Raw genomic sequence first — 23,217 nt, 5'->3', positions numbered from 1 at the left:
CTTTCCCTCACCGATTCGATCCCATGCAACCCCGGCTCTATTCCCGTATTCAATACCTGCGCGGCCTGTGGCCCTGGCTGCCGCTATGGCTGGCGCTGGCCCTGCTGGCCATCTTCGCGCATGGCCCGATGCCGAACTTCTCCACCCGCCCGCTCGCCGTGGCCTGGGAGATGTGGCACACCCACCACTGGATCGTGCCCTGGTTCAACGGCGCGCCCTACAGCGAGAAGGCACCGCTGTTGTACTGGCTGATCCATGCCGGCTGGTTCGTGTTTGGCGTCAACGACGTCTGGCCGCGCGTGCTGGAGGTCGCTTTCGGAGCAGCCAACCTGGTGCTGGCCATGACCCTGGCGCAGCGCCTGTTCCCGGAGCGTCCCTGGGTGGCCAAGGCGACGCCCTGGATGCTGGCGGCCCTGGTCTATGCGTTCCTGTTCAGCCTGCAGATCATGTACGACGTGATGCTGGCCGTGTGCGTGCTCGCGGCCCTGTTGAGCCTTGTGCCCAACGCCCGACGCATGGCGCCGCGCTGGTGGTGGTTCGGTTTCTGGATCGGCATGGGCCTGCTGGCCAAGGGCCCGGTGATGCTGCTGCATACGCTGTGGCCGTGGCTGCTCGGGCCGCTGTGGAGCACCTACGCACGTCGCGAAAAGGCCAGCTGGTACGGCTATGGCCTGCTGGCGCTGGCGGGCGGTCTGGCGATCCTCCTGGTCTGGTTGCTGCCGGCCATCCACATCGGTGGCGATGCCTACGCCAACAACGTGCTGTTCCGGCAGACCGGGGGCCGCGTGGTCGACTCGTTCGCCCATGCCGAGCCGCTCTGGTTCTATCTGGCCTGGCTGCCGGTGCTGCTGTTTCCGTTCTCGGCCTGGCCGCGCGCCTGGGTGGCCGTGGCCTCGCTGCGCAGCCCGTTTGACCCGGGCCTGCGCCTGCTGCTGTGCTGGCTGCTGCCGGTGCTGGCGGGTTTCTCGCTGATCAGCGGCAAGCAGCTGTACTACCCGTTGCCCGAATTCGCCGGCGCGGTGATGCTGGTGGCCGCCGCGATCGCGGCCTTGCGCGAGCGCAACTCGCGCCTGGCGACCACGCCCTGGCTGGGCAGCGGGCTCCTGGCGCTTGGCAGCTTCGCCTTCGGCGGTTTCCTGCTCGCGCTGCCGGAGCTGGTCGGCCACCCGGTGTTTGCCAATCACTGGATGGTGGACCTTGCCGTCTACAGCCGCTATTTCGGGGTGGTCTACCTGCTGCTGGGCCTATTCCTGCTGCTGCGCGGTCGGGGCGAGATGCGCCGCATCGCCGTGGTCGGCCTGGTCGGCAGCTTTGCCGCCAATGCGCTGTTCAGCATGACGCTGTGGCACAACTATGACCTGCGCCAGGCCAGCGCACTGATGGCCCGCGCCCAGGCCCACGGCCACGCGGTGGCCTCCGTCGGCTATCCCGAAGGGCAGTTCACCTTCCGCGCGCGCCTGAGTCCGTCCCCGGTTCAGCTGCACAGCAAACGCGCCATCCTGGCCTTCGCCGCGCGGCATCCGGACGGACTGGTCGCCACTTACCGCAAGGGCGAGATCGGCCCCAGCGCCGCAGACCTTCGCTACGCACTGCTGGTGCAGCCGTTCCGCGGCAACTGGCTGGTGCTGTGGAAGGCCAGCACCCTGGGCGCCATCCGCAGCGGCCACACGCCGGCCGAACCCAGCGCGCCGACCCGACTGCTGCCCTCGCCCGACTACTGGCGATACCAGCACATCCCCCCTTCATCATGAGCGATCGCATCGCCAGCCTGCGCGCGCATGTCGGTGGTCCACGCGACGGTGCGCTGCTGCGTTACAGCCTTGGCAGCGCCCTGCTCGATGCGGGCCATGCCGCCGAGGCCGTTGCATCCCTGCAGACCGCCGTGGGCTTCGACCCGGCCTATTCGGCCGCGTGGAAACTGCTCGGCAAGGCGTGCATGGCCCAGGACCGGCCCGAGGCGGCCGCCGAAGCCTGGCGCCAGGGCATTCGCGTTGCCGGGACCCGCGGCGACAAGCAAGCGCAAAAAGAGATGCAGGTGTTCCTGCGGCGTGCCGAAAAACGCATCACCGGCAGCTAGCCGGCGTTCGTCTCACGCGCGCTCGCGTCCTTTTGCCAATAGGGATTGCGATCGCCCTCCGCCGGTGGACTGAACCGCTTGTAGCCCCACTGGTACTGCGCAAAGGCGCGCTCCACACATTGCTCCACGCCCCGATTAAGCGCCGCGCAGGCGCGATCGGGATCGGCATCGGCCAGTCCATCGGGCGCCGGCAGCAGGTGGATGCGGTAGCCGCCGCCATGCGGCAGGCGTTCGGCGAAGGCAAACAGCACCGTGGCACCGGTGCGCGCGGCCAGCCGCGGCAGCAGCACCATGGTCAGGGCGCGACGGCCGAAGAACGGCGCGAAACGACCCTCGCCCTGGCGCGGCTTCTGGTCGGGCAGGATACCTACCGTGCCACCCGCCGCCAGGCGCTTGAACAGCGTGCGTACGCCGGCGCCCTCGGCACGCACCTGCTCCGGCGCCAGGTCGCCGCGCACCTTGCGCAACAGCCCCTCCAGCGCCGCCATGCGCGGCGGTCGGTAGAGGATGGCCATCGAGGTACGGCTGCACAGCCAGTAGTTGAGCAGCTCCCAGCAGCCCAGGTGCGGCGCGGCGATGATCAGTCCGCGACCGGAGGCCAATGCGGCCTGGAAGTGCTCCTCTCCGCGCACCTCGCGCACCAGCTTCAACGCGCGGCGTGCGCCGCCGCCCCAGACCCGCACCAGCTCGGTCAGCGAACGCCCGGTCGCACGCAGCGCTTCACCGGTCAGCGCATCCTGCGCGTCGGCGTCCAGCTGCGGACGCGTCACGGAAACATTGACGCGCGTGGTCGCTGCGGCGCCGGCCCCGGTCTTCCAGAGCACCCAGCCGACTGCGGCGCCGATGCCCTGCAGCACGCGCAGCGGCAGCAGCGCCAGCACGCGCAGGAGGGCATAGACCAGAACCATGTCGAATCGCATCCGTAAAGTGTAGCGAAGCGGCGAGGCCTCGTGGCGCGCTTGCGGTGCGGGCTCGCCTGCTGCAGGCTCGGTGTCTGCTGTCCGATGCCTGCATGCCGTCCGCCATGATTGCCCTGATCCAACGCGTTACCGAAGCCAGCGTCGTGGTCGACGGCGAGACCGTCGGCGCGATAGGCCCTGGACTGCTGGCCTTCATCGCCGTGCAGCCGGAAGACGGCGAGAAGCAGGCCCGGCGCATGCTCGAACGGCTGCTGGGCTACCGGGTGTTTGCCGACGCCGAGGGCCGCATGAACCGAGCCCTGTCCGATACCGGCGGCGGCCTGCTGCTGGTCAGTCAGTTCACCCTGGCGGCCGACACCGCCAAGGGCACGCGGGCCAGTTTCACCCGTGCCGCCAGCCCGGAACATGCCCGGCAATGGTTCGACCGCCTGGTCGAACTGGCCCGAGACACGCACCCGGGGGTGGAAACCGGACGTTTTCGTGCCCATATGGAAGTACGGCTGACCAATGACGGGCCCGTGACCTTCTGGCTCGAAGCCCGTTGAACACGGCCGATCGATCGTCGTGGCCGTGCCGGTATCGGCGATCGCAAATCCTTGTCAGGCATATTTTTTGCTTCGCCGGACGATCGGATTTTTTCACTTGAACACTGGTCAATTCATCACCATCTGATACACTGAACGGTTCCGGGTCCCGCGGTTACGTCTATGGAAAACAACAAGTCGCACCAGCAGCAGTCAGAGATCAAGCAGCTCATCACGAAGGGTCGTGAGCAGGGCTATCTGACCTATGCCGAAGTCAACGATCACCTGCCCGAAGACGTCGTCGATTCGGAGCAGATCGAGGACATCATCTCGATGATCAACGGCATGGGCATCGAAGTGCATGAGTCCGCGCCCGACAGCGACATGATCAATCCCGATGCCGCCACCGGCAACGACGACGACACCGCCGCCGAAGAGGCCGTGGCGCTGTTCTCGGCGGCCAACGCGGAAGTGGGACGCACCACCGACCCCGTGCGCATGTACATGCGCGAGATGGGCACGGTCGAGTTGCTGACCCGCGAGGGTGAAATCGCGATCGCCAAGCGCATCGAGGAAGGCCTGCTCCAGGTCCAGACCGCGCTGGCCAGCTTCCCGTGGGCGATCCAGCTGCTGGTGGAGGAGTACGACCTGCACAAGGACGGCAAGAAGCGCCTGTCCGAGATCCTTGCAGGCTTCAACGACGTCGAGGATCCCAACGACGTCATGACCAACCCCAACAACAAGCGCGACGACGACAAGAACCACGACAAGCACAGCAAGGCCGAGTCCAGCGACGACGACGAGGACGACGACGAGGACGAGAAGAAGAACGTCAACAACGGCCCCGACCCGGAAGAGGTCGAGCGTCGCATCGAGTCGCTGCGCACGCTGTACGGAAAGTTCGAGCGCGCCGCCGCCAAGTACGACATCTACGACAGCAAAGTCACCAAGATCCGCGACCAGATGGCCGAGGGCTTCCTGGCCCTGAAGCTGCCGTCCGTGCTGATCGACGGCTTCGTGCGCAAGATGCGCGAGGTGGTCAGCACCATCCGCCGCCACGAGCGGACCCTGATGCACATCATGGTCAAGCAGTGCCGGATGCCGCGCAGCGAGTTCCTGAAGATCTTCCCGGAGAACGAGGGCCGCGTTGAATGGGGCGCCGAGCTCGCGCGCAAGCGCCAGAAGTGGGTCCCCGCGCTGAAGAAGCACCTCGAGGAGATCGACGCCGAGCAGCAGAAGCTGGCCGACATCGCCACCGCGCTGTACCTGCCGCTGGCCGACATCAAGGAGATCAACCGCGCCATGTCCATCGGCGAGGCCAAGGCCCGCCGCGCCAAGAAGGAAATGGTCGAGGCCAACCTGCGCCTGGTGATCTCCATCGCCAAGAAGTACACCAACCGCGGCCTGCAGTTCCTGGACCTGATCCAGGAAGGCAACATCGGCCTGATGAAGGCGGTGGACAAGTTCGAATACCGCCGCGGCTACAAGTTCTCGACCTATGCCACGTGGTGGATCCGCCAGGCGATCACGCGTTCGATCGCCGACCAGGCGCGCACCATCCGCATCCCGGTGCACATGATCGAAACCATCAACAAGCTCAACCGCATCAGCCGCCAGATGCTGCAGCAGTTCGGCCGCGAGGCGACGCCGGAAGAGCTGGCCAAGGTCATGGAGATGCCCGAGGACAAGGTCCGCAAGGTGCTCAAGATCGCCAAGGAGCCGATCTCGATGGAAACCCCGATCGGCGACGACGAGGATTCGCATCTGGGCGACTTCATCGAGGATGTCAACGTCGACCTGCCAGTCGACGCGGCGACCGCGACCGGCCTGATCGAGAACGTGCGCGACATCCTCGCCGGCCTGACCCCGCGCGAGGCCAAGGTGCTGCGCATGCGCTTCGGCATCGACATGAACACCGACCACACGCTGGAGGAAGTCGGCAAGCAGTTCGACGTGACCCGCGAGCGTATCAGGCAGATCGAAGCCAAGGCGCTGCGCAAGCTGCGTCACCCGAGCCGTTCCGAGCAACTGCGTTCGTTCCTCGACCACGAGTGACCGCCAGCGTGTCCCGGCCCCGGGCCGGGCACGTGCCGCACGGATGCGCATGAACCCGGAAACGCCCGCATCGCGGGCGTTTTCCATTTGCATGACCCATGGCATCGCAGCGCACGCAACCGGCTGTCCGTACCATACGTAAAAACCGTTGCACCCTGTCTCCGGAGCCTTCGTGTCCCCCACGCCTTCCACGCCCCATCACGACGCTGCGCAACGCCGCAGCGGCCTGCTGTTTGGCCTGGCCTGCTATGGCATCTGGGGTCTGCTGCCGCTGTATTTCCAGCAACTGGCCTTTGCCTCGGATCTTGAGATCGTTGGCGAGCGCACGCTGTGGACGCTGCTGATCTGCTTGGCGATCCTGGCCTTCACCGGCACGCTGGGCAAGGCCGTCGAGGCCATACGCCATCCCCGCCAGCTGGCCTTTCTGGCCATGGCCGCGGCACTGATCGCCGCCAACTGGCTGATCTACGTCTACGCCGCCAACCACCAGCAGGTGCAGCAGGCCTCGCTGGGCTATTTCACCAACCCGTTGCTGACCGTGCTCCTGGGCGTGCTGATCCTGCGCGAGCGGCTGCGACGCATGCAGTGGCTGGCCATGGGCATCGGCCTGATCGCCGTGCTGGTGATTGCCGTGGGCGACGGCAAGCCGCCCTGGATTGCCTTGGGTCTGGCCTTCAGCTTTGGCCTGTACGGCCTGGCCAAGAGCTTCGCCGGCCGTCGTACCGGGGCGGTCGCCAGTCTGGCCGTGGAAACCCTGCTGCTGGCCCCGCTGGCCATCGGCGCGCTGGCCTGGCTGCACAGTCGCGGGCAGACCCACTTCACCAGCGACGGCGCGCGCAGCATGCTGTGGATGGCCTCCACCGGCATCGTCACCGCCGCCCCGCTGACCTTCTTCGCCGCCGCCACGCGTCGCCTGCCGCTGAGCGTGGTCGGCATGATGCAATACCTCGCGCCCAGCCTGCAGTTCATCATTGCCGTGGCCATCAACCACGAGCCCATGCCGCCCAGTCACTGGGTCGGCTTTTCCATCATCTGGCTGGCCCTGGCCATCCTCAGCACTGACGCGCTGCACCACAACCGCCGCAACGCGCGCGCGCGCCGCGCCGAGGCGGCCACAGCTGCACGCTGACCGACCACCCGCAACGCGCTACACTTTGCCGCTGCACGCGGGCCCATAGCTCAATGGTTAGAGCAGAGGACTCATAATCCTTTGGTTCCAGGTTCGAGTCCTGGTGGGCCCACCATACACATCAACGACTTTGTAATGTCCCAGTGGAAAACTGCACAGGCGATACTACGCGAAGGATATGCGTGTGTGCTCACGCATCCTTGCCACCATCGCCCGTCGTTCCGCCGGGCTTGCCGTTTTCCCCGCGCGACCACCTTCAGCGACTCGATGTCCAAGTGGACCTCAGCCAACAGCTTCTTCAAGCGCCCGTTCTCCGATTCCAGCTCACGCAGCCGACGCGCGTCGGGCACTATCATGCCGCTGAAGTTTTCGCGCCAGGTGTAGAAGCTGGCATCGCTGAAGCCGTACCGTCGGCACAGCTCTTGACGGGCACGCCGGCCTCGGCCTGCTTCAGGAAGTCGAGGATCTGTTCCTCGGTGAATCGCTTCTTCATATCCGTTCCCCTTGCTGGGAACGGACTCTACTAGGCTGATGTTTGACCTGAAATTGGGGAGCAGGTCACTGTCAGCACGTCGGCGCCATAATCGATCCAGCCCGTATGATGCGACTGCGTAGTTCGGCCATAAGCAGTCGTTCAACGTTCAAGCTTGGCCGGGCCCGCTAAGGCGTGGCGCCTGCTTAGCGGGGCGGCTTGTGCGAGGCACAGGCAGCACACTATGCGTGGTAATCTGATCACCTGCAGCCCAGATCCGGCAGCCTCATCACCATGCAATCCAAGAACCAGGCAGGCCGCTTGTCCGAGCTACCAGGCTCAATTGCCGACGATGGCGACGAGACGCATTTCTGCGGCACCTGCGCGTTTTCCAGCGCGTGCCTCTCAGCCGGCTATCAAAAGCCTGAATTGGCTGCGCTGCAATGCCTGGTCGAACACGTCGGGCCGTACCACACCGGTGAGCACATCTTCCGTACCAGCGATCCATTCCGTGCGATCTTCGCGGTTCGGAGCGGCACAGTAAAGACCCGAATGTTCGACAGAGACGGCCGCGAGCAGGTACTCGGTTTCTACCTGCCCGGCGAAGTGATCGGGCTCAATGCGATTTATCCAGATCATTTCCCCTGTGACGCGGTGGCTCTGGATACCGCTTTTTTCTGTCGATTTTCTTTCCCCGCCATGAGTGCGCTGGCCTGTCGCCTGCCGGTGGTTCAGCAGCACTTGTTCCGGATGCTGAGCAAGGAGCTCGGCAATGCCAGCCTGCTTGCCGCCGACCATAGCGCGGATGAACGTGTCGCTGCGTTCCTGGTGGATTTAGCAAACCGCTTTGAAGCACGCGGATTTTCGGGCACTCGCTTGCACCTGAGTATGTCGCGCAGCGACATTGCCAACTATCTGCGTTTGGCCGCCGATACAGTGAGCCGCGTGCTCGGGCGCTTCCGTACTCAAAAACTCATCAGGAGCGAGGGGCGCGAGCTCGAATTGCTGGATCCCGAAGGCTTGCGCCAAGTCGGGCTGGCGTTGTTAGGGGACTGAATGCGATGCGAACTTCGACGGCGGACTGTTGATCGCCTCCGGAGTCGATCCTGATGGGCTCAAAGTGGGCGTGCAGGTTCGGCAGCTTCAGACTGGGGGCGATACCTCCTTAAAGATATCCGGTCTGTCTGTTCCAGTAACAGCAATTTCAGCAAGCAAGCCTTTACGCGCAACGCGACTGAGGGCGTGATCGACCAACTTGATGGTTTCCGGTACCAACAAATCCAGATGTCCGACAAAGCAACTGCCAGGAGCAACCGGTTGCGTCTGGATATAGTGCAACGGAGGATTGGCAAGCGCTCCTTGTGGCCAACATTCTTTCCAGACATTACCAATTGGATGCAGGCTCGAGCCCAGGTTGGGACCGCCGCAGACCATGAATACACGCATGGTCTCGCCCACCTTCCCTTTCACAGGACCGAATCGATCTGCGGTAAGTGCGTTGACCGCACCATTGAACAGCACATAAGTCGGATCTTCGGCCGCCATCCTGGAGTAGTCGAAGTGAGCCGTTCCCTTGGTGGCGAATGGTTCACGGGTGTAGATCTCATGCTGCCCAATGTAGATTTCACTATTCACGATGGGCAGGCCGTCATACGGTTCGACCACAATCATGCCGAACATCCCGCGACTGATATGTTCGTCCAGATTGGGTACTGCACAGTGGTAGATGAATGCACCCGGATACGTGCACTTGAAGAACTCACTGCGACTTTGACCCGGACCGACCATGGTTGCATTTGACCCACCGCCAGTACCCATAACGGCGTGTATATCCAGGCTGTGGGGACGAACGTTACCGTTGGCACTTTTCACGGTGAGAGTCACGGTATCGCCTTGCCGCACCCTGATCATGGGGCCGGGCACTTGACCATCCCAGGTCATGAAATCGAATTCAGTGCCGTCATCCAGCTTGGCATGTACTTCCCGTGCCTCAAGCTCGATCGTGTGATGAATCGCATGCTGGCGATGAATGGGTGGAGGTAACCGCGTTGGATCCGCAATCACGGTGTCAGCGCGTAACAGTCCGCCGCTGATGTCGGACTTCCCGGCATGTGGCAAGGCCCCGGCATGACCTGCGGCCATGGCGCGATTTTGTACGGCCAGCCCGCCCAGGCCAAGCATCGCCACGCCCGCTCCTGCAGCGCTGACAAAATGCCGTCTGGATGGATCCTGGGGGCTCAGCGAATGTTGATTGCCATCTTGATGGTTTCTCATGGCATGGGTTTCCTTCCTTGAAAGGTACGTGAAGGTTAAGAACAAGCGTTTCGTGGATTCATCATAGATCTGAAATCATGAACTCGAACCGGCTTGGGTCGGAGTTCCGTCGAGCGCAGTTACTCCAACCGCAGGCGACTTACGTTGGGCAATCAATTTGACGATGAAATCCCAGGTCATCAACAAGGCACCTGCTGCGAACACGATATCGCCGGGCATGCGCATCCATTGCCAGAACGTGGTGGTGTTGTAGAACTGCATGCTGCGCGCGTAGGCGTAGCCATGCGTGTAGACCGCCTCGAGCTGAGGCCAGCCGATCGGATAGAAGTTCAGCACGATCCACATCACCACACCGCTGTTGTACAGCCAAAACGCCCAAACACCCGCTCGATCATTCCACGGACGATCGCCGTTGAGATAGCGTAAAACCATGTAGAGCAAACCGATGGCCAGCAGACCGAAGGCACCAAACATCGAAGTGTGCGCATGGTTGAGGGTAAGGAAGGTACCGTGCTCGTAATAATTGACCAGCGGTGCATTCAGCGTGCCGCCGCCAAACACGCCGGCACCGACAAAGTTCCAGAACGCCGCACCGAGGATGTACAGATAGGCGAGCTTGTACGGGAAGTCCCTTTTCTGCCGGATATGACGATGCTGGTCGATCGCTTCGAGCACCAGTAGCACCAGCGGCAGCACCTCGACGAAGGAGAACATGCTGCCCACGCCGACCCACAGCCCTGGCTCGCCGGCCCAATACAGGTGATGACCTGTGCCGAGCACGCCGCCGATGAAAATCAGCACCCATTCAAACAGTACCGCACGCTCGACCATCTGCCGCGACACCAGTCCAAGCGCCATCAGGAAGTAGCCGGTAACAGCCGCGGTGAACAGCTCGAACGCCAGCTCTACCCACAGGTGTACCACCCACCAACGCCAGAAGTCGGTGATAGAAAACGAAGGGTTGGGCGAGGTCAGCGGGATCATGCCGAACACGTAGAACAAGGCGACCGTCAACGTGCTTATCCACAACAGGTGCTCAATCCGGAACAACCCGTAAAGCGAGCCGCCGTTCTGCCTGAACAGCGTCTTGAGGGTAGGCAGGAACGCACGCAGCAGCACCAGGCACCACACGGCCAGACCCACAAAGAACAGGATCTGCCAGAAGCGCCCCAGCTCCAGGTACGAAAGTCCCTGGTTGCCAAACCAGAACCAGTTTGTGTGGACCAGTCCCATGATGCCCAAGTAATCGCCGATCAGCGCACCGGCCACGATTGTCACCAGAACCCAGAAGATCAGGTTGACCAGCAGCTTCTGCCCGCTGGGCTCGCGTTTACCGATCATCGGCGCCAGGAACAGGCCCGCACCGATCCAACTCACGCCAATCCATACGATCGGTGCCTGCAAATGCACACTGCGCAGGAACGCGAACGGTAGCCACTTGCCCACATCGATGCCGTAAAAGCTGACCCGATCAGTGTAGTAGTGCGCCATGATCGAGCCGGCAAGAATTTGCACCAGCAGCACACCAGCGACCACCAGGAAGTATTTCCATAGCGCCTTCTGGCTGGGTGTAGGCGTCATGAACTTGTTCAGCACTGGCTCGAAGGTTTCGTTGTCCGCCTTCGGCTCGATCCACAGTCTGAAAATTACCAGCACCGCGCCGATGGCAAAAAACACCATGGTGAACGAAGCCCATGTCCATACGAAAGTTGCCTTGGTGGGGGCATTTCCGACAAGCGGTTCGGACGGCCAATTGCTGGTCCACGAGTAGTCCTTTCCGGGACGACGCGCCACCGTTGTCAACGACGAATAGAGCAGGAAGTTTGCCGTTTGACCGGCGCTGGTCGGGTCCAGTGCACGCGCACCCGTATAGCCTTTGCTGAAGTCATTGGTGAGCAGCGAAGTTGCTATGCGCGGGCGCAGCGATTCGATGGCCTTGGCCACTGCGTCGGGCAGTACCACCTGCGCCTTGCTCAGGTCGATACCATGCAGCTCATCGCGCATACCGTTCGTGACACTTGGCTGCTGATCAGCATTAAGTGCATCGAAAGACTTGCCGTATCGTGCAAGCGCCAGGTTGTTTCGGACTTCCTTGGCCAGCTGCACGAGGTACTCGGCTGTGTAGTCCTCGCCAAAGGCGGATCCCATGCCGTAAAGACTTCCATAGTCCATCAGATCTGCTTTCTGGAAGCCCGACTTGCCAGCCACAATATCGGCATAGCTCATCACTGAGGTGCCACTGTTGGTGACCATCTGTTGAGGTAGCGGAGCAGCCTGCTGGTACGTGCTGCGGGTGGCTGCTGCCATGCCGAGCCAGCAAGCTACGACGACGAACAGCAAAATCCAGATCAGAACTTTGCTGATGCGATCCTGGGGGCCGGCACGGCCTGAGGTGAGGATAGTTGGGCTCATGACATTCCTGTTTGCCAAAGTGGAACTCGGCAAATCCTAGGTGCTACCCGCGCAATCCGGCTGATCTGGATCAGGGATAGTTGAAACAGGCATTGACAAGTTGTCGCAGGGTATTGCACGCCTTCACGCATACGCATTTCCCATCGGACCATGTGGGTCTGCAAGGCGGTGGTGTTGCTCGTCTTTCATCGCAAATCGAGAGGTCTCCTGGACGGCGACCCCGCTGAAACCTCGGGCGGAAATTTACAGCTCGCGCTGACCATGTGGCCGATGTGTGCCACTGCGGACGCGAGGATCGTGATTTTCATGCGCGAATATCGGCATCCAGTCCATCGCATGGCAACAGACAATGCGGCGCCCTTGCCAACTGATGACCTCGAAATGGACTTGGGGCACGGCGAAACGATTTTTCATCGCTGGTTTGCTTGCTGATTACGCATGAGACACGGGCCCTGGACACACATCAATACACCGCAACCGTAGCTGTAGCTTTCGGTTTTTATGGATGCAAGTACAAGCAGCGCGGAGACTTTGGACGGTAAATCGGTGCGTAGCAGTTGGCGTGCTAAGTTGTTGCTCAACCGTGGTCCGAAACGGCGACATGGCGCCTTGCGTATTTGCGGCATGCGTCTGCTGGAGCATGCCGCAATGAAGAAAAAACCAGTTCTTCCAACTTGCGAACTAGACAGACAGCCGCTTCACGACCGTACGATTGCGGATGTATCAATGAACACAAGTCCTCACGACCTGCAAGGCCATTACCTGTTTGACGGGCTGGATGACGAGCAACGTCGACGGCTGCTAGAACACAGCCGTACACGCAAGCTGGCTGCCGGTGAAGCGTTCTTCATGCAGGGGGATCGCGCGGATCAGTTCTGGTGGCTCGAGAGCGGCCAGATCAAACTGTATCGACTGTCCCGTGACGGACACCAGAAAGTGATGGGGCTGGTGATGCCGAAGCAAAGCTTTGCCGAGGGCATCCTGTTCATGGAGCCACCGCGTTACCCGGTCAACGCCGAGGCGGTAGTCGAAAGTACGATCTTGGGTGTGGATCGCAGGGTTTATCTCGATATTCTGAAAACATCGTTCGTCACCTGCCGCAAGCTGTTTCAGCAGATGGTGCTGCGGACCCAGCGCCATCTGGACGAGATTGAGTCGCTGACCATCCAGAACACCCGTTATCGCCTCGTGCATTATCTTCTGCACCAGATCACGCCCGGTGCCAACGTACACGTCATCAAGTTGCCGGCGCGGAAAGCGGTGATCGCCTCGCAACTGGCCATGCAGCCGGAAACATTGTCACGACTGTTCCGAGAGCTGGAAAACAGCGGCCTCATACGCGTGCGTGGCGACGTCATCCATGTGCTGGACAGCGCAAAGCTGCAGCAGCAGCTGACTTGAGAATTTTTGTTCAGCCCGGGACACCATCCACGCGTGGCGCGAAATAGACGCCAGCAAACCGCATGCTCCACGGCACCAGTGCGATCAGCCACACCGCGCCTGCCGTCAAGATCAGCCACATGCTCGCCCGATGGTGCACAAATGGCGGCACTTCGGCCAATATCCGAAGAACCGCAACGAATTGCAGGATGGCAAAGGCCCACAGCGTCACGCGATCAGCCACCAGGGCACGCCCGGAGTGCCCAAGGCTTACCCGCGACGCCATCGCGATCACCATGCCGGAAATAAACCCGATACCCAGGGCGTGCAGCGGAGCCAGCCCAAGGTCGAAGCCTGCTCCAGACAGCCGGAGCAGGCTCTGCGCTGCATACAGCAGCATGGAAATTCCCAGCCAGAAGAAACTTACGTGAAGCATTCCCAGCAATGGGATCCGCAAGCTGCGCATCAGGCCCCAGCGCCAGCTGTGCCATATGGCCATTCCGGCCAGCGGAGAATCTGCGAGTACGGTCCATTGTGCATTTCCGGTCACATCCAGTGCCCCGTGCAGAAGCACACAAACCAGCATCGCGGGAACCGTCCAGCTCGGTTTGACGATGGTGTATGGCTTCAATACAGAACTGCTGAAAAATGGAATCATGCGATGACTTACCGCGACAATCAGCGGCACCAGATACAGCCACAGTCCGACTGCAAGGGTGAGGTCAAACAGGGTCGACGCGGGTCTGATCAACCAGCCCGCATAGACGCAGTTACCCACCAGACCGAACATGACAAAGGTCAATGGGAACAACGCGAACCGCTTGTCGGTCTTGCTCGAACTGAGCCACACCTGCAGCAACGTCAGCACGGCGCCGGCCCAGCCTAGCGCGTACAACACCACACCAAGGGTCGCCAACAGCCGTGAGGTGAACACACCAACGTAGAAGCAAGCCATGGCACTGCTCAGCATGATGGCTATGGTCGTGTATCGCCATCTCGGCACGATGGCAGTCTGCAGCCAGCGCGGGTACACCGTGAACAGAAAACCGAACACGAAAAACGTGAATAGCCCGTACAACATCAGGAACACGTGAGCCAACGGCGCCGCGACCGTGAGCGACGGAGGCGCCCATACAGGCAGATACCAGCCGATCAACACATCCAGCCAGAATACGAGCACACAGACCAACTGCAGCGCACCCCCCAGGAAAAACAGCCGGTGCGGCGCAACCGTTATGATCCAACGTTGACGTTGCCGATGGGAGGTGGGTTCGACAGGCATGATCGCAGAACCAAATAGGTTCGGATGAACGGAACTCCAGATTATGCAGTACACCGGCTTGTATCCTTGACTCATATCAAGGCATGCGACGCCCCGCACACCGACATTTGTCGCGCGGAAAGAGCCTGAACAAACCGGGAGATGCTGTGTATAGCTGGATCAAACTGCTGCACGTCACCTGCGTCGCGCTGAGTTTCAGCCTGTTCTTCGGTCGCGGACTGTGGTTGTTCACCGGAACGCGCCGAGCGCTGTGGGGTTGGCTGCGCATCATGCCGCATATCGTGGACACGCTGCTGCTGGCAAGTGGATTGACCCTGGCCGTCTTTATTCACCAATACCCGTTCGTCAACAGCGGCTGGTTGACCGCCAAAGTACTTGGCCTGGTGGCCTATGTCGCGTTCGGCATGGTGGCGCTGCACTACCGGCGCTCGCGTCTTGTCGCGCGCGCCGCCTGGGTCGTCGCCATGCTGGTATTCGCCTACATTGTCAGTGTCGCCATTACCAAGCAGCCTATGGGTTTTCTTGCGCCGCACGTGTTCTGACATTGATGCTCGAAACCGCTTGTGGACGTCATCAAAACACGTGACGTCGTTGTTTCATGACATTTTTCTTCCCCCAGGTGGGGCTTCCTGGAAAAACTCGAGTGAACGAGGTAGACCCCCCGATGCGGTACATAGGATCCGAGGCGGAGTCTGCGAAGCGTGACCTTACAGCAGCCCGTCAGAGCAACGGGAAGGGTAAAGCAGTCGTGTCCAACATCACGCTCAAGCGGATTTACACAAAGGCGGCTCAGGCAGACGGCATGCGCATCCTGGTGGATCGATTGTGGCCGCGTGGTCTGAGCAAAGATGAAGCTGCAGTCCATCTGTGGTTGAAAAACGTGGCGCCGAGCGATGCCCTGCGTCACTGGTTCGATCACGATCCAGCCCAATGGGAGGCGTTTCAAAAACGCTATTTTGCTGAGCTCGATGCAGCGCCTGAAGCGGTCGGCGAGTTGCGCGCGCAACTCGTCCTTCACCAGCACATCACCTTGTTGTATGCCGCCAGGGACGAGGTACACAACAACGCCGTGGCGTTGCGGTCCTTCCTGCACCGACATCAACATGAAGCTTGAGACGCGTGCGCCTTTCCGCCTGGATCTGACTGTCTGGGCGCTACCCCGTCAAGCAGGCAATCGGATCGACACCTGGGACGGCGTGACCTATCGCCGCTGCTTCGCCATGGGCAAGACGGCGTTGCTGGCCGAAGTTTCTCAGCGCGGCAGTCCCGCCAAACCCCACTTGATTGTGAGCCTGCAAGGTGCAGCCAGTGAACAACCCCGCGCACGTGCCTACGCAACCACCGTACTGCGACACATTCTGGGTCTGGATGTGGATCTCGACGCATTTTATGCCTTCGCGTCCTTGGATCCGCAGTTGGCACCTCTGGCGCAGCGCTATCGCGGACTTAAACCACCACGCTTTGGACTTGCCTCGGTACCGTAGACACTTCGGCCGTTTGATCAGACATTCCTTAGGTATTGCCGCTGCCGGGCATAAGCCGCCGTCATGCTTCCACGCCGTGTGTCAACGACCCGTTGGGGACACCATTCCGTGAATCCGGGTGCAACCGAGGCCACGCAGCCGGGTGCGCTGATGGCGCAACTCGCGTCGATCCAGGGGGATGTAACCGGGCGGAGCGGTCGCCAGCAGCGCTTGCCCACGGGCCGAGAGCACCATATCCAGGTAGGCGCAGACCAGGCCGCCCCGGGGACTGGCCGCCACGTCATTGCGAACATAGAGATACAGGAAGCGATCCAGCGGATAGTCCCCAGAGCGAATCTGCGCGCGGGTCCCGGTGTAGACCGTGCGGCCCGGCCCCGCGACGATGGCAAGGCGTCTTGCCGTGGTCCGCGTGTCGTTGAGGTCGCCGAAACACAGCGCGTCGCGATCCGTGGCCGCCTGGCGCACGGCTCCGGCGGATTCGGAAAACGCCAGGTAGCCATGCGCGAAGCGGCCGCCATGCAGCAGACGGCGGATCATGTAGCGGCCCAGCGCGGTGTTCGGCGCCAGCCCGCACACGTCGATCGTGCGCGTGGCCCAGTGTCCATCCAGGCCCAGCATGGACCAGGTGCGGCCTTTCGACGCCGAGGCGCGGGTGAACACCCGCCTGAGCTGGTCCAGGGTCACCTGTCGCAGTGGATTGCCGGGATGCACGTACAGGGCGATCGGGGAGGATCGCGCACGCGGGTCGTTGCTGGCATGTGCAACTCGCAAGCCCACCGGTCCGGACGGCTGCTGAGCAAGGTATGCGCGCCGCTCGCGCGCGGAGAACGGCGCGCCCATCGGCGCCAGCTGGCTGGTCCCGTCGGCCAGTGCCCCGGGCGCAGTCCGCGTGCCTTGCAGCCGGACGATGAAGCGCACGCCAGCATGATGCCGCGCGAAGGCGCGATTCCAGAGCCGGACCATGCCGGCCATGTCGTTGTAGCCGATGATCGTCAGGGTGGACGCGTCCAAGTTCGTCGTACCCGGCGGCCGCCGGACTGCGGGACCGGCGGGCGGCACATGCAGTGCACAACCCAGGGTGCGGTGCGCCAGCCCCCTGGATACCCGGGTCTGGGTGGCAGTGAGCGGCAGAAAGCGCATGGCATCGCTCGCATCCAGCCTGCGGCCGGTGGGACCCAGGGCCAACGACACCAAGCGACAGGCGGCTCGCTTGGCTTGGCCATCGATGTCTGGCGTGAAACCGAGGTAGATGAGACGCGCCAGCGGATAACGCGCGGTTTTCACGTTGCCTGGGGCGGGCAGAAAATATGGCCCGTCCGCGTGCTTGGCGATCGCCAGCTTTGCCACGCTCGGATCGGCATAACCGATGCCGCTGTAGCCGATGCCATCCGGGTCAGACCCCACCGCGCGTACGATCCGGGTCAGCGCGCTTGCACGGGGGGTATCGGTGCGCACCCGCAGGTCCTTGCGCCAAGGCCATCCGCGTAAAACCCTGATCTGCAGGAAATTCACAATTCCCGGCGGGTTGCCCGTGGCGCGCATCGGCTGCATGCCATAGACGTGCACAGGACGTTGACGCCACGCACCACTGCCACCCAGCTCGCCCCAGGTGCGCACTGCCGACCCAGAGACGGGATCGGCACCGAGTACCCGGCGCAACTGCCGCATCGTGAGACGCCGCAGGGGGTTGGACCGGTTCACAAACACCGCCAGGGCGAACGTGCCGTGCGGGGTCCTTTCGCTGCCCTGAGCCACCGGGATGAGGATCGGTGCGGCGCCGAAGCGATGCTGATATCCGCGCACCTCGGCTGGGAACGGCTCGCGCGCGAAGGTCACGCAATTGACCTTTCCGCGCAGCGCCGCTTGTACGCCCGTGGCGGAAAAGCGCGATCCACCCAGAACCTTGCTGTGGTTGGCTGGCCATCCTGCCTGGGCAGCCTGCATCCATGCCGCGACCAGATGCTGCATGGTCGAGGCACCCATGCAGCGCAACGCCGACGGATGTGGTCGTGCCGCGACAGGCGTCGCCAGGCCGCAGCCGAACATGGCAAGTAGGGCCAGCCGATGGCTCAACGCTGCGCGCTTCACGGGAGGAGCGACCCGGCTACCTGGCCGAGCCGCCCAGCGTCCATAACACCACTGCATCGAAAAGCGCCTTGCCCTGCGGCGTGAGGTCGTTATAGGTTGGATTGTCCATGGGCAGCAACGCGCGTCGTGCCGGGGCAATGAAACCGTCGGCCATCAGCGACCCCTTGGGATAACCGAAGATCGCCGCCTCCCAGGGCTCGCCGGTCATGGTCGCGATGACCTGCGCATCCGGGAACGGCGTGGCCCATTTCAGCACGCCCGAATGGCGGGTGAAGCGAACCGGACCGTCTGCCAGGCCGGCGGCCATTGGGCTCCAGGCGCCGACAATGTTCAGCCAGCTTTCGGGGGGATCGTCGCTTTCCTTCTCCTCGCCGTGTTCACCGTAGTCGATGTAGCGGTTGCGCCCGCTGAAGTGCAGCGCGTCGGAAAGCAGGCCCTCCAACGAGAGCACCGGCACGTCGATATTGGCGTACTTGTTGGCCAGTTTGTACTTCGAGCAGGTGGACGAAATCATCACCAGTCCGGCGCCATGCGCAACCGATTGCGGCTCGGTCTGGTCGGTGACGCGCACGTTGAAGCCAAGGCTGCGCAGGTGCGCGACCATGTGTTCATCCGAAGGCCGGCCCTCGCCGCCGTGTACGCGCTCGACGAACACGATCGTCTTGTGTGCGGCTGCCTGACGGCGAAGCGCGGCCTCGATCGAGCCCGGGGTCACGCCCGTCGGCCGGGCCGGTGGCGAAACTGCCCAGCGAATCGAGGCGTCGAATAGCTTCAGCCCGATCGCCCACTGGCGCATGTGCGTATCGTGGCTGGGCGGACCGGAGGTCGAGGTCAGCAAATGGAAATTGTCGCTGCGCAGGTAGAAGGCCACGCGCCGCGCGGGCGCCGGCTTGCCGTTGGCCAAGGTGGAGTCGCGTTCATAAGTAAAGATCGCGGCCTTGTGCGGCGTGCCGTCGTAATCGGCGATCACCGTCCCGCCGGGCCCGGGCCGCCCCCACCCTGCGCTGCCGGGCTCCAGGTAAAGGGTACCGAACAGCTGAGGCTTTAGTCCTACCGCCCGGCTGATCGACGACGTCAGGTTGGCGCCATAGGCATACAGGATGGCGAAACTCTGCGCATAATGCTGCACCGGATCGATGATCTCGAAGTCGTTGTGCAGGACCGGTCCGGTCAGTCCCAGGTGCGGATAGTCCCAGGTATTCCAGGTGAACACGGGGACCCCAAGGTGGCTGTACTTGTCGCCCAGCACGGACACATCCGCGGTGGACGAAATCACCACCAGGTTGCTGCCCGCCGCCACGGATACCGGCGCGGTATCCGGCACCTGCTTGACGCGAAATCCCATCGACTCGAGGTGCCGCGCGACCAGAGCATCGTCGCTGCCCTTTTCACGCGCAGCGCTTCCCTCGACCAGGGTCACCTTCATGCCGTGTAGGGCCGAGCGCGGCAACATGCGAGCCGGGGCATGCGCGGCGGCGCAAGTCCACACGCCCGCAAGCCCAAGGATGAGGACCCACAATCCACTGCGCTTCATGGACGACCTCCGTTGCTGCCAAACACCACTACGCGTGCCGGACCGGCATCCGGCGCGGCAGATGCGGCGACGCCGACCCATATCTGCCCGTCGGCGGGCGACAGTGCGATGGAGCGCGCAACGCCCGGCAGAGCCATCATCCCGCCGTAGGCATAGCGCACGAATGCGTTCATTCTCACCGCCTGGAGATGGCGTGCCGCGACCATGAACATTCCGCCCTTCCAGCCCGAACCGGACGCGGGGTGGAAGGCGAACACCGCGCGCGTGCCTGGCGCGGAACCCGCCTGGATGCGCCGGAACACGAAGCCCATGTCGGTGTCCAGGATCGCCACCGTGCCGGAGCGGCAGCCGACGAACAACCGGCGACCCACTGTGTCCAGTGCCAGCGCGCCGCTGGGCGTGCAGTGCGGCGTGGCGTAGCTGGGGAGTCGCCGCATGGTGCGTGCATCGATGGCATAGACGCCGCCATGTCCGGGCGCTACTGCATACAGGCGCCCGCGCGCGTTGGGCACGACCTGCCCGAGTGTGCGCGGCAAACGGACCCTGGATTCGATCTCGAGCGTGCTCGGCGATATGCGCATGATCTCGCGCGCGGCGCCGTCGACGACATACAGGGCATGCGTGGCCGCATCCTCAAAGACGGCATCGGGCGAACCACCATGCAGGGCACGGCGATGGATGACTTTGAGCGTGCTCGGGTCCATGACCAGGACTTTCGCGGGGGCCCGGGTCACGGCGTAGAGGAACCTGCCGCCCGGCGCAACCGCTAAACCGGTGACGGTACCCGCGACGACCTGGGATGCCTCAGGGCTTGGATTGTCCGAGGCATACGCCGATACCTCATGGCCAGCGGCCACGAATGCGACGTTCCCGCCGGGCAGAAAGGCCACCGCCTGCGCGGGACCGTTGCCCGGAACAGTCAGCGTGCGCAGCATGTGGAATGGGAACGACGGGTCGGCCATGACCGGCGCCACCAGCATGAGTCCGGCGAGGACCACGAGCACGCGCGACATCCGCCGCCAGCAGCCCGGTGCAAGCTTCGCGAGCATCATGAGGACTTACTCCTGTCCGGCGGACCCTCGACCTGTCTCGCTGCCTGCACCTGTCCGGCGCGCAGCGGCAGGAAGATGCCTTCATGGCGCACCGCGGCCTGGCCCTGGCGGCTGAGGATGAAACGCAGGAATTCGGCCACGTCAGTCGGCAGCGGCCTGCCCGGCTTGCGGTTGACGTTGGCGTAGATCAGGCGGCTCAACGGATAGCGCGCCGACGCCACGTTAGCGTAGGTCGGGGACACGGCCGTATCGCCGTTGCCGACGGCGATCACCTTGACCGGGGCATCGACGAAAGCCAGCCCAGTGTAGGCGATGGCGTCCGGATCGGCGGCGACCTGGCCGGCGATCGGGAATACCGTCGGCGCTAGATGAATATCATGGCGCCAGTGGCCACGCTTGCCCCTGGCGTCCAGCACCCGCTGGCGAAAGAACTCCTCGAAACCATTCCAGGGCTTGATCGCATAGACATGCACGGGCCGGTCCTTCCAGGCCCCGGTGGCGCCGAGTTGGCCCCATCGCCGTACCGGAACATCGCCGCGCAGGTGAGACGAGGAAAAAATCGCGTCAAGCTGGCGTTTGCTCAACTGCTTGACGGGATTGGCCTGGTTCACGATCACCGTCACCGCGTCGAGAAAACCGAACTGACGGTAGGAGCCACCCGAAACCGGGACGCTGGTCGGCGCATAGCCATAGCGCGCGGTGAACTGGCTGACATCGGTGGGCTTGAGCTCGCGCGAAACCATGGCGATGGTGATCTTCCCCGCGATCAGGTCCTGGGCGGCGTGGCTACCTTCGTACGGTGGACCGAACTGGATCCGCACGTGCGGGTAAAAACGCGCGAACGCTCGAATCCACGAGTGCACCAACCGGGGCAGGATGTCAGAGGACTCGATGCGGATCGTGCCCGACAGCGCCTCGCTGTAGCGGGGCTGGTAGACCGTCAACCTCGGATCCAGCGTCGGTTGCAGGATGTCCGGCGTGGGCAGGTCCCGCCCCTCCTGCTTACCGCTGAGTTTCTGCGCCGGCGTTTGCGCTGGATGACGGTGTGCGACGGGCAACTGCCACAGGACGGTGGGCGGCGGAGCCGACCAGGCCCATGGAATAAACCCTCCTGCCGAGACCAAAAGCGCGGCGAGAAGCGCGAGGGACCGACCTGCCCGCGCGCGGGCAGGTCGCCTGGATGCGAGGTACGTCATCATTCGAAGAAGAACCGCGCCGAGAGCGTGATCAAGCGGGGGTTGCCCGGAAGCAGGTTGATGTCCCCGTTGAAGCCCGCGCTCTGGTAGTAGGTGGTGTCGAATATGTTCTCCACCTTGAAGGTCAGGCTGTAGCTCGCCTTTTCGTAGTACAGCGCCGCATCCACGCGAGTATAGGCAGGCAGCTTGAGGATGACCTCGTTGAATTTTTTCGGAGTGACACCCTCGCGCTGGCCGTTGTGGATGATGCCCACGCCGAATCCGACGCCCTGCAGGACACTGGATTCGAAATCGTAACGCGACCACAGATGCTCGCTGTTCACCGGCACGTCGGGAAGGCGGGTGTTGATCTCCGCCGGGTTGGTCGAACTGGTGATGCGCGCGTCCGTGTACGAATAGCCGGCGGTGATCTGCCAGTTCGGCATGGGTTGTGCGTTGACCTCCAGTTCGGCGCCCTTCGATCGAGCCTTGCCGACCTGTTGATAGCAGGTGCCGATCGCGCAATGCGAATGGCTCAGCGTATCCTTTTCGTTGATCTGATAGAACGCCAAGGTCGTGCGTAGCCGGTTGTCGAACCAGTTGGTCTTGGTGCCGATTTCAAACTGCTTGGCCGACGTCGGGATGAAGTCATTCACGCCTTGCGCGTTGATGGCCTGCGGCGGTGGCGGGACAAACGAGGTGCTGTAGCTGAGGTAATAGCTCCAATGCAGGTCCGGTTGGTAGACCAGGCCGGCCATCGGCAGGAACTTGGTGTTGGTCTTGCTGCTGTTAGCGGTCAGGCCGGGCACTTCAGGGAAGGTCTCGTCGTAAGTCTGGCTCAGCCTCGAGTAGCGCAAGCCGACGGCCGCCTTCCACTGCTGTGTGAAGGTAATCATGTCGTCGAAATAGGCGCCGAAACTGTGGATCTGGGTGTTGCGGTCATTCAGTGACTTCGGGCTGTTGGCCAGCGGCAGCTGCCAGAGCGGTGGCACCTGGTGGTAGACCGGGTTGTAGATGGCAATGTCCAGCGAGGTCGGACCGGTCGCGGGAGCATTGAAAAACTGCAGGCGATCGAAGGTGTTGTCGACGCGTCCTTCGGTCATGCCCACGACCATCTTGTGGCCAAAACCGAACAGCTTGAACGGCATCTGCAAGTTGGTGTCCAGATAGTCGTAACGGCGCTTGTTGATCTGGCCGCGGGCGCGACGCCCGACGTGCATCAGGTCAGGCCTGATCGATATGACGTCGTAACCGCGCGCCGAATCGGTGTGCCAGACATCGCGCGTGTCCACGTTCCATGTCATGCCGTTGGTGAAGCTGTGCTTGAACATCAGCGTCAGCACGCTGCCGTGCTCGCGC

At 62.7% G+C, this 23,217-nt stretch carries 20 protein-coding genes, 1 tRNA gene and 1 pseudogene; 12 read left to right on the top strand and 10 right to left on the bottom strand.

Annotated elements, in window-relative coordinates:
• Nucleotides 1–23: 23 nt before the first annotated feature.
• Together PF446_RS01730 and PF446_RS01725 are read left to right on the top strand one after the other, a co-directional pair.
• On the top strand, nucleotides 24–1,751 hold the full coding sequence (locus PF446_RS01730; protein WP_298069080.1) for a glycosyltransferase family 39 protein: 1,728 nt from the start codon (nucleotides 24–26) through the stop codon (nucleotides 1,749–1,751).
• Entirely contained in the window at nucleotides 1,748–2,077 is a 330-nt protein-coding gene (locus PF446_RS01725) for a tetratricopeptide repeat protein (protein ID WP_298069077.1), read from the top strand. Before PF446_RS01730 ends, PF446_RS01725 begins: the two co-directional genes overlap by 4 nt.
• On the opposite strand, the gene PF446_RS01720 is transcribed toward PF446_RS01725, so the two are convergent.
• Complete coding sequence (locus PF446_RS01720) at nucleotides 2,074–2,997, bottom strand: lipid A biosynthesis acyltransferase (RefSeq protein WP_298069074.1); 924 nt, start codon at nucleotides 2,995–2,997, stop codon at nucleotides 2,074–2,076. The two genes, PF446_RS01725 and PF446_RS01720, sit on opposite strands and share 4 nt — an antisense overlap.
• Nucleotides 2,998–3,101: 104 nt before the next feature.
• On the opposite strand from PF446_RS01720, the gene dtd reads away from it, so the two are divergent.
• The 4 genes from dtd (at nucleotide 3,102) to PF446_RS01700 (ending at nucleotide 6,820) form a co-directional block, all read left to right on the top strand.
• A complete protein-coding gene (dtd, locus tag PF446_RS01715; RefSeq protein ID WP_298069072.1) occupies nucleotides 3,102–3,542 on the top strand; it encodes a D-aminoacyl-tRNA deacylase in 441 nt (146 codons plus the stop codon).
• A gap of 162 nt (nucleotides 3,543–3,704) precedes the next feature.
• On the top strand, nucleotides 3,705–5,576 hold the full coding sequence (gene rpoD / locus PF446_RS01710; RefSeq protein ID WP_298069070.1) for an RNA polymerase sigma factor RpoD: 1,872 nt from the start codon (nucleotides 3,705–3,707) through the stop codon (nucleotides 5,574–5,576).
• 172 nt (nucleotides 5,577–5,748) lie between these two features.
• Nucleotides 5,749–6,705 carry an EamA family transporter RarD gene (rarD, locus tag PF446_RS01705; protein WP_298069068.1) on the top strand — a complete coding sequence of 319 codons (957 nt, stop codon included), beginning with the start codon at nucleotides 5,749–5,751 and terminating at the stop codon, nucleotides 6,703–6,705.
• A gap of 39 nt (nucleotides 6,706–6,744) precedes the next feature.
• A tRNA-Ile gene (locus PF446_RS01700) sits at nucleotides 6,745–6,820 on the top strand.
• Between the two features lie 166 nt (nucleotides 6,821–6,986).
• Here PF446_RS01700 and PF446_RS01695 read toward each other — a convergent pair.
• Nucleotides 6,987–7,198 (bottom strand): annotated as a pseudogene (locus PF446_RS01695) (transposase); the annotation flags it as partial.
• Nucleotides 7,199–7,471: 273 nt separating this feature from the next.
• On the opposite strand from PF446_RS01695, the gene PF446_RS01690 reads away from it, so the two are divergent.
• The gene (locus PF446_RS01690; RefSeq protein WP_298069066.1) at nucleotides 7,472–8,233 is read left to right on the top strand and encodes a helix-turn-helix domain-containing protein; all 762 of its coding nucleotides are present in this window, start codon (nucleotides 7,472–7,474) and stop codon (nucleotides 8,231–8,233) included.
• Nucleotides 8,234–8,320: 87 nt separating this feature from the next.
• Here PF446_RS01690 and nirK read toward each other — a convergent pair whose 3' ends face one another.
• Both nirK and PF446_RS01680 read right to left on the bottom strand, forming a co-directional pair.
• A complete protein-coding gene (gene nirK / locus PF446_RS01685) occupies nucleotides 8,321–9,451 on the bottom strand; it encodes a copper-containing nitrite reductase (RefSeq protein WP_298069064.1) in 1,131 nt (376 codons plus the stop codon).
• A 75-nt stretch (nucleotides 9,452–9,526) separates the two neighbouring features.
• Nucleotides 9,527–11,863 carry a cbb3-type cytochrome c oxidase subunit I gene (locus tag PF446_RS01680; protein WP_298069062.1) on the bottom strand — a complete coding sequence of 779 codons (2,337 nt, stop codon included), beginning with the start codon at nucleotides 11,861–11,863 and terminating at the stop codon, nucleotides 9,527–9,529.
• Nucleotides 11,864–12,013: 150 nt separating this feature from the next.
• Here PF446_RS01680 and PF446_RS01675 point away from each other — a divergent pair, with 150 nt between their 5' ends.
• Both PF446_RS01675 and PF446_RS01670 read left to right on the top strand, forming a co-directional pair.
• Nucleotides 12,014–12,295: a hypothetical protein gene (locus PF446_RS01675; RefSeq protein WP_298069060.1), complete on the top strand. Its 282-nt coding sequence runs from the start codon at nucleotides 12,014–12,016 to the stop codon at nucleotides 12,293–12,295.
• 192 nt (nucleotides 12,296–12,487) lie between these two features.
• The gene (locus PF446_RS01670) at nucleotides 12,488–13,264 is read left to right on the top strand and encodes a Crp/Fnr family transcriptional regulator (RefSeq protein WP_298069058.1); all 777 of its coding nucleotides are present in this window, start codon (nucleotides 12,488–12,490) and stop codon (nucleotides 13,262–13,264) included.
• 10 nt (nucleotides 13,265–13,274) lie between these two features.
• On the opposite strand, the gene PF446_RS01665 is transcribed toward PF446_RS01670, so the two are convergent.
• Nucleotides 13,275–14,624 carry an NnrS family protein gene (locus tag PF446_RS01665; RefSeq protein ID WP_298069056.1) on the bottom strand — a complete coding sequence of 450 codons (1,350 nt, stop codon included), beginning with the start codon at nucleotides 14,622–14,624 and terminating at the stop codon, nucleotides 13,275–13,277.
• Between the two features lie 47 nt (nucleotides 14,625–14,671).
• On the opposite strand from PF446_RS01665, the gene PF446_RS01660 reads away from it, so the two are divergent.
• The 3 genes from PF446_RS01660 to PF446_RS01650 all read left to right on the top strand — a co-directional run bounded on the left by PF446_RS01660 (nucleotide 14,672) and on the right by PF446_RS01650 (nucleotide 16,009).
• Nucleotides 14,672–15,067 carry a SirB2 family protein gene (locus PF446_RS01660; RefSeq protein ID WP_298069054.1) on the top strand — a complete coding sequence of 132 codons (396 nt, stop codon included), beginning with the start codon at nucleotides 14,672–14,674 and terminating at the stop codon, nucleotides 15,065–15,067.
• Between the two features lie 206 nt (nucleotides 15,068–15,273).
• Nucleotides 15,274–15,639, top strand: coding sequence for a DUF488 family protein (locus PF446_RS01655; protein WP_298069052.1), 366 nt, complete (start codon nucleotides 15,274–15,276; stop codon nucleotides 15,637–15,639).
• Nucleotides 15,629–16,009 carry an AlkA N-terminal domain-containing protein gene (locus PF446_RS01650; RefSeq protein WP_298069050.1) on the top strand — a complete coding sequence of 127 codons (381 nt, stop codon included), beginning with the start codon at nucleotides 15,629–15,631 and terminating at the stop codon, nucleotides 16,007–16,009. The genes PF446_RS01655 and PF446_RS01650 overlap by 11 nt, the downstream gene beginning before the upstream one ends.
• A gap of 81 nt (nucleotides 16,010–16,090) precedes the next feature.
• Here PF446_RS01650 and PF446_RS01645 read toward each other — a convergent pair whose 3' ends face one another.
• From PF446_RS01645 to PF446_RS01625, 5 genes are all read right to left on the bottom strand, one after another.
• The gene (locus PF446_RS01645; protein WP_298069048.1) at nucleotides 16,091–18,097 is read right to left on the bottom strand and encodes a substrate-binding domain-containing protein; all 2,007 of its coding nucleotides are present in this window, start codon (nucleotides 18,095–18,097) and stop codon (nucleotides 16,091–16,093) included.
• Nucleotides 18,098–18,113: 16 nt separating this feature from the next.
• Nucleotides 18,114–19,631 carry a hypothetical protein gene (locus tag PF446_RS01640; RefSeq protein ID WP_298069046.1) on the bottom strand — a complete coding sequence of 506 codons (1,518 nt, stop codon included), beginning with the start codon at nucleotides 19,629–19,631 and terminating at the stop codon, nucleotides 18,114–18,116.
• Nucleotides 19,628–20,683 carry a hypothetical protein gene (locus PF446_RS01635; RefSeq protein WP_298069044.1) on the bottom strand — a complete coding sequence of 352 codons (1,056 nt, stop codon included), beginning with the start codon at nucleotides 20,681–20,683 and terminating at the stop codon, nucleotides 19,628–19,630. The genes PF446_RS01640 and PF446_RS01635 overlap by 4 nt, the downstream gene beginning before the upstream one ends.
• The gene (locus PF446_RS01630) at nucleotides 20,680–21,882 is read right to left on the bottom strand and encodes a substrate-binding domain-containing protein (protein WP_298069042.1); all 1,203 of its coding nucleotides are present in this window, start codon (nucleotides 21,880–21,882) and stop codon (nucleotides 20,680–20,682) included. The genes PF446_RS01635 and PF446_RS01630 overlap by 4 nt, the downstream gene beginning before the upstream one ends.
• A partial coding sequence (locus PF446_RS01625) for a TonB-dependent receptor (protein ID WP_298069040.1) occupies nucleotides 21,879–23,217 on the bottom strand: 1,339 nt, incomplete at its 5' end. The genes PF446_RS01625 and PF446_RS01630, both read right to left, overlap by 4 nt.

The sequence above is a fragment of the Oleiagrimonas sp. genome (genome assembly GCF_027858935.1).
In the GTDB taxonomy this organism is placed as follows: domain Bacteria; phylum Pseudomonadota; class Gammaproteobacteria; order Xanthomonadales; family Rhodanobacteraceae; genus Oleiagrimonas.
The sequence above is the reverse complement of the archived record's forward strand: the minus strand, read 5'-3'. Positions and strand labels throughout refer to the sequence as shown.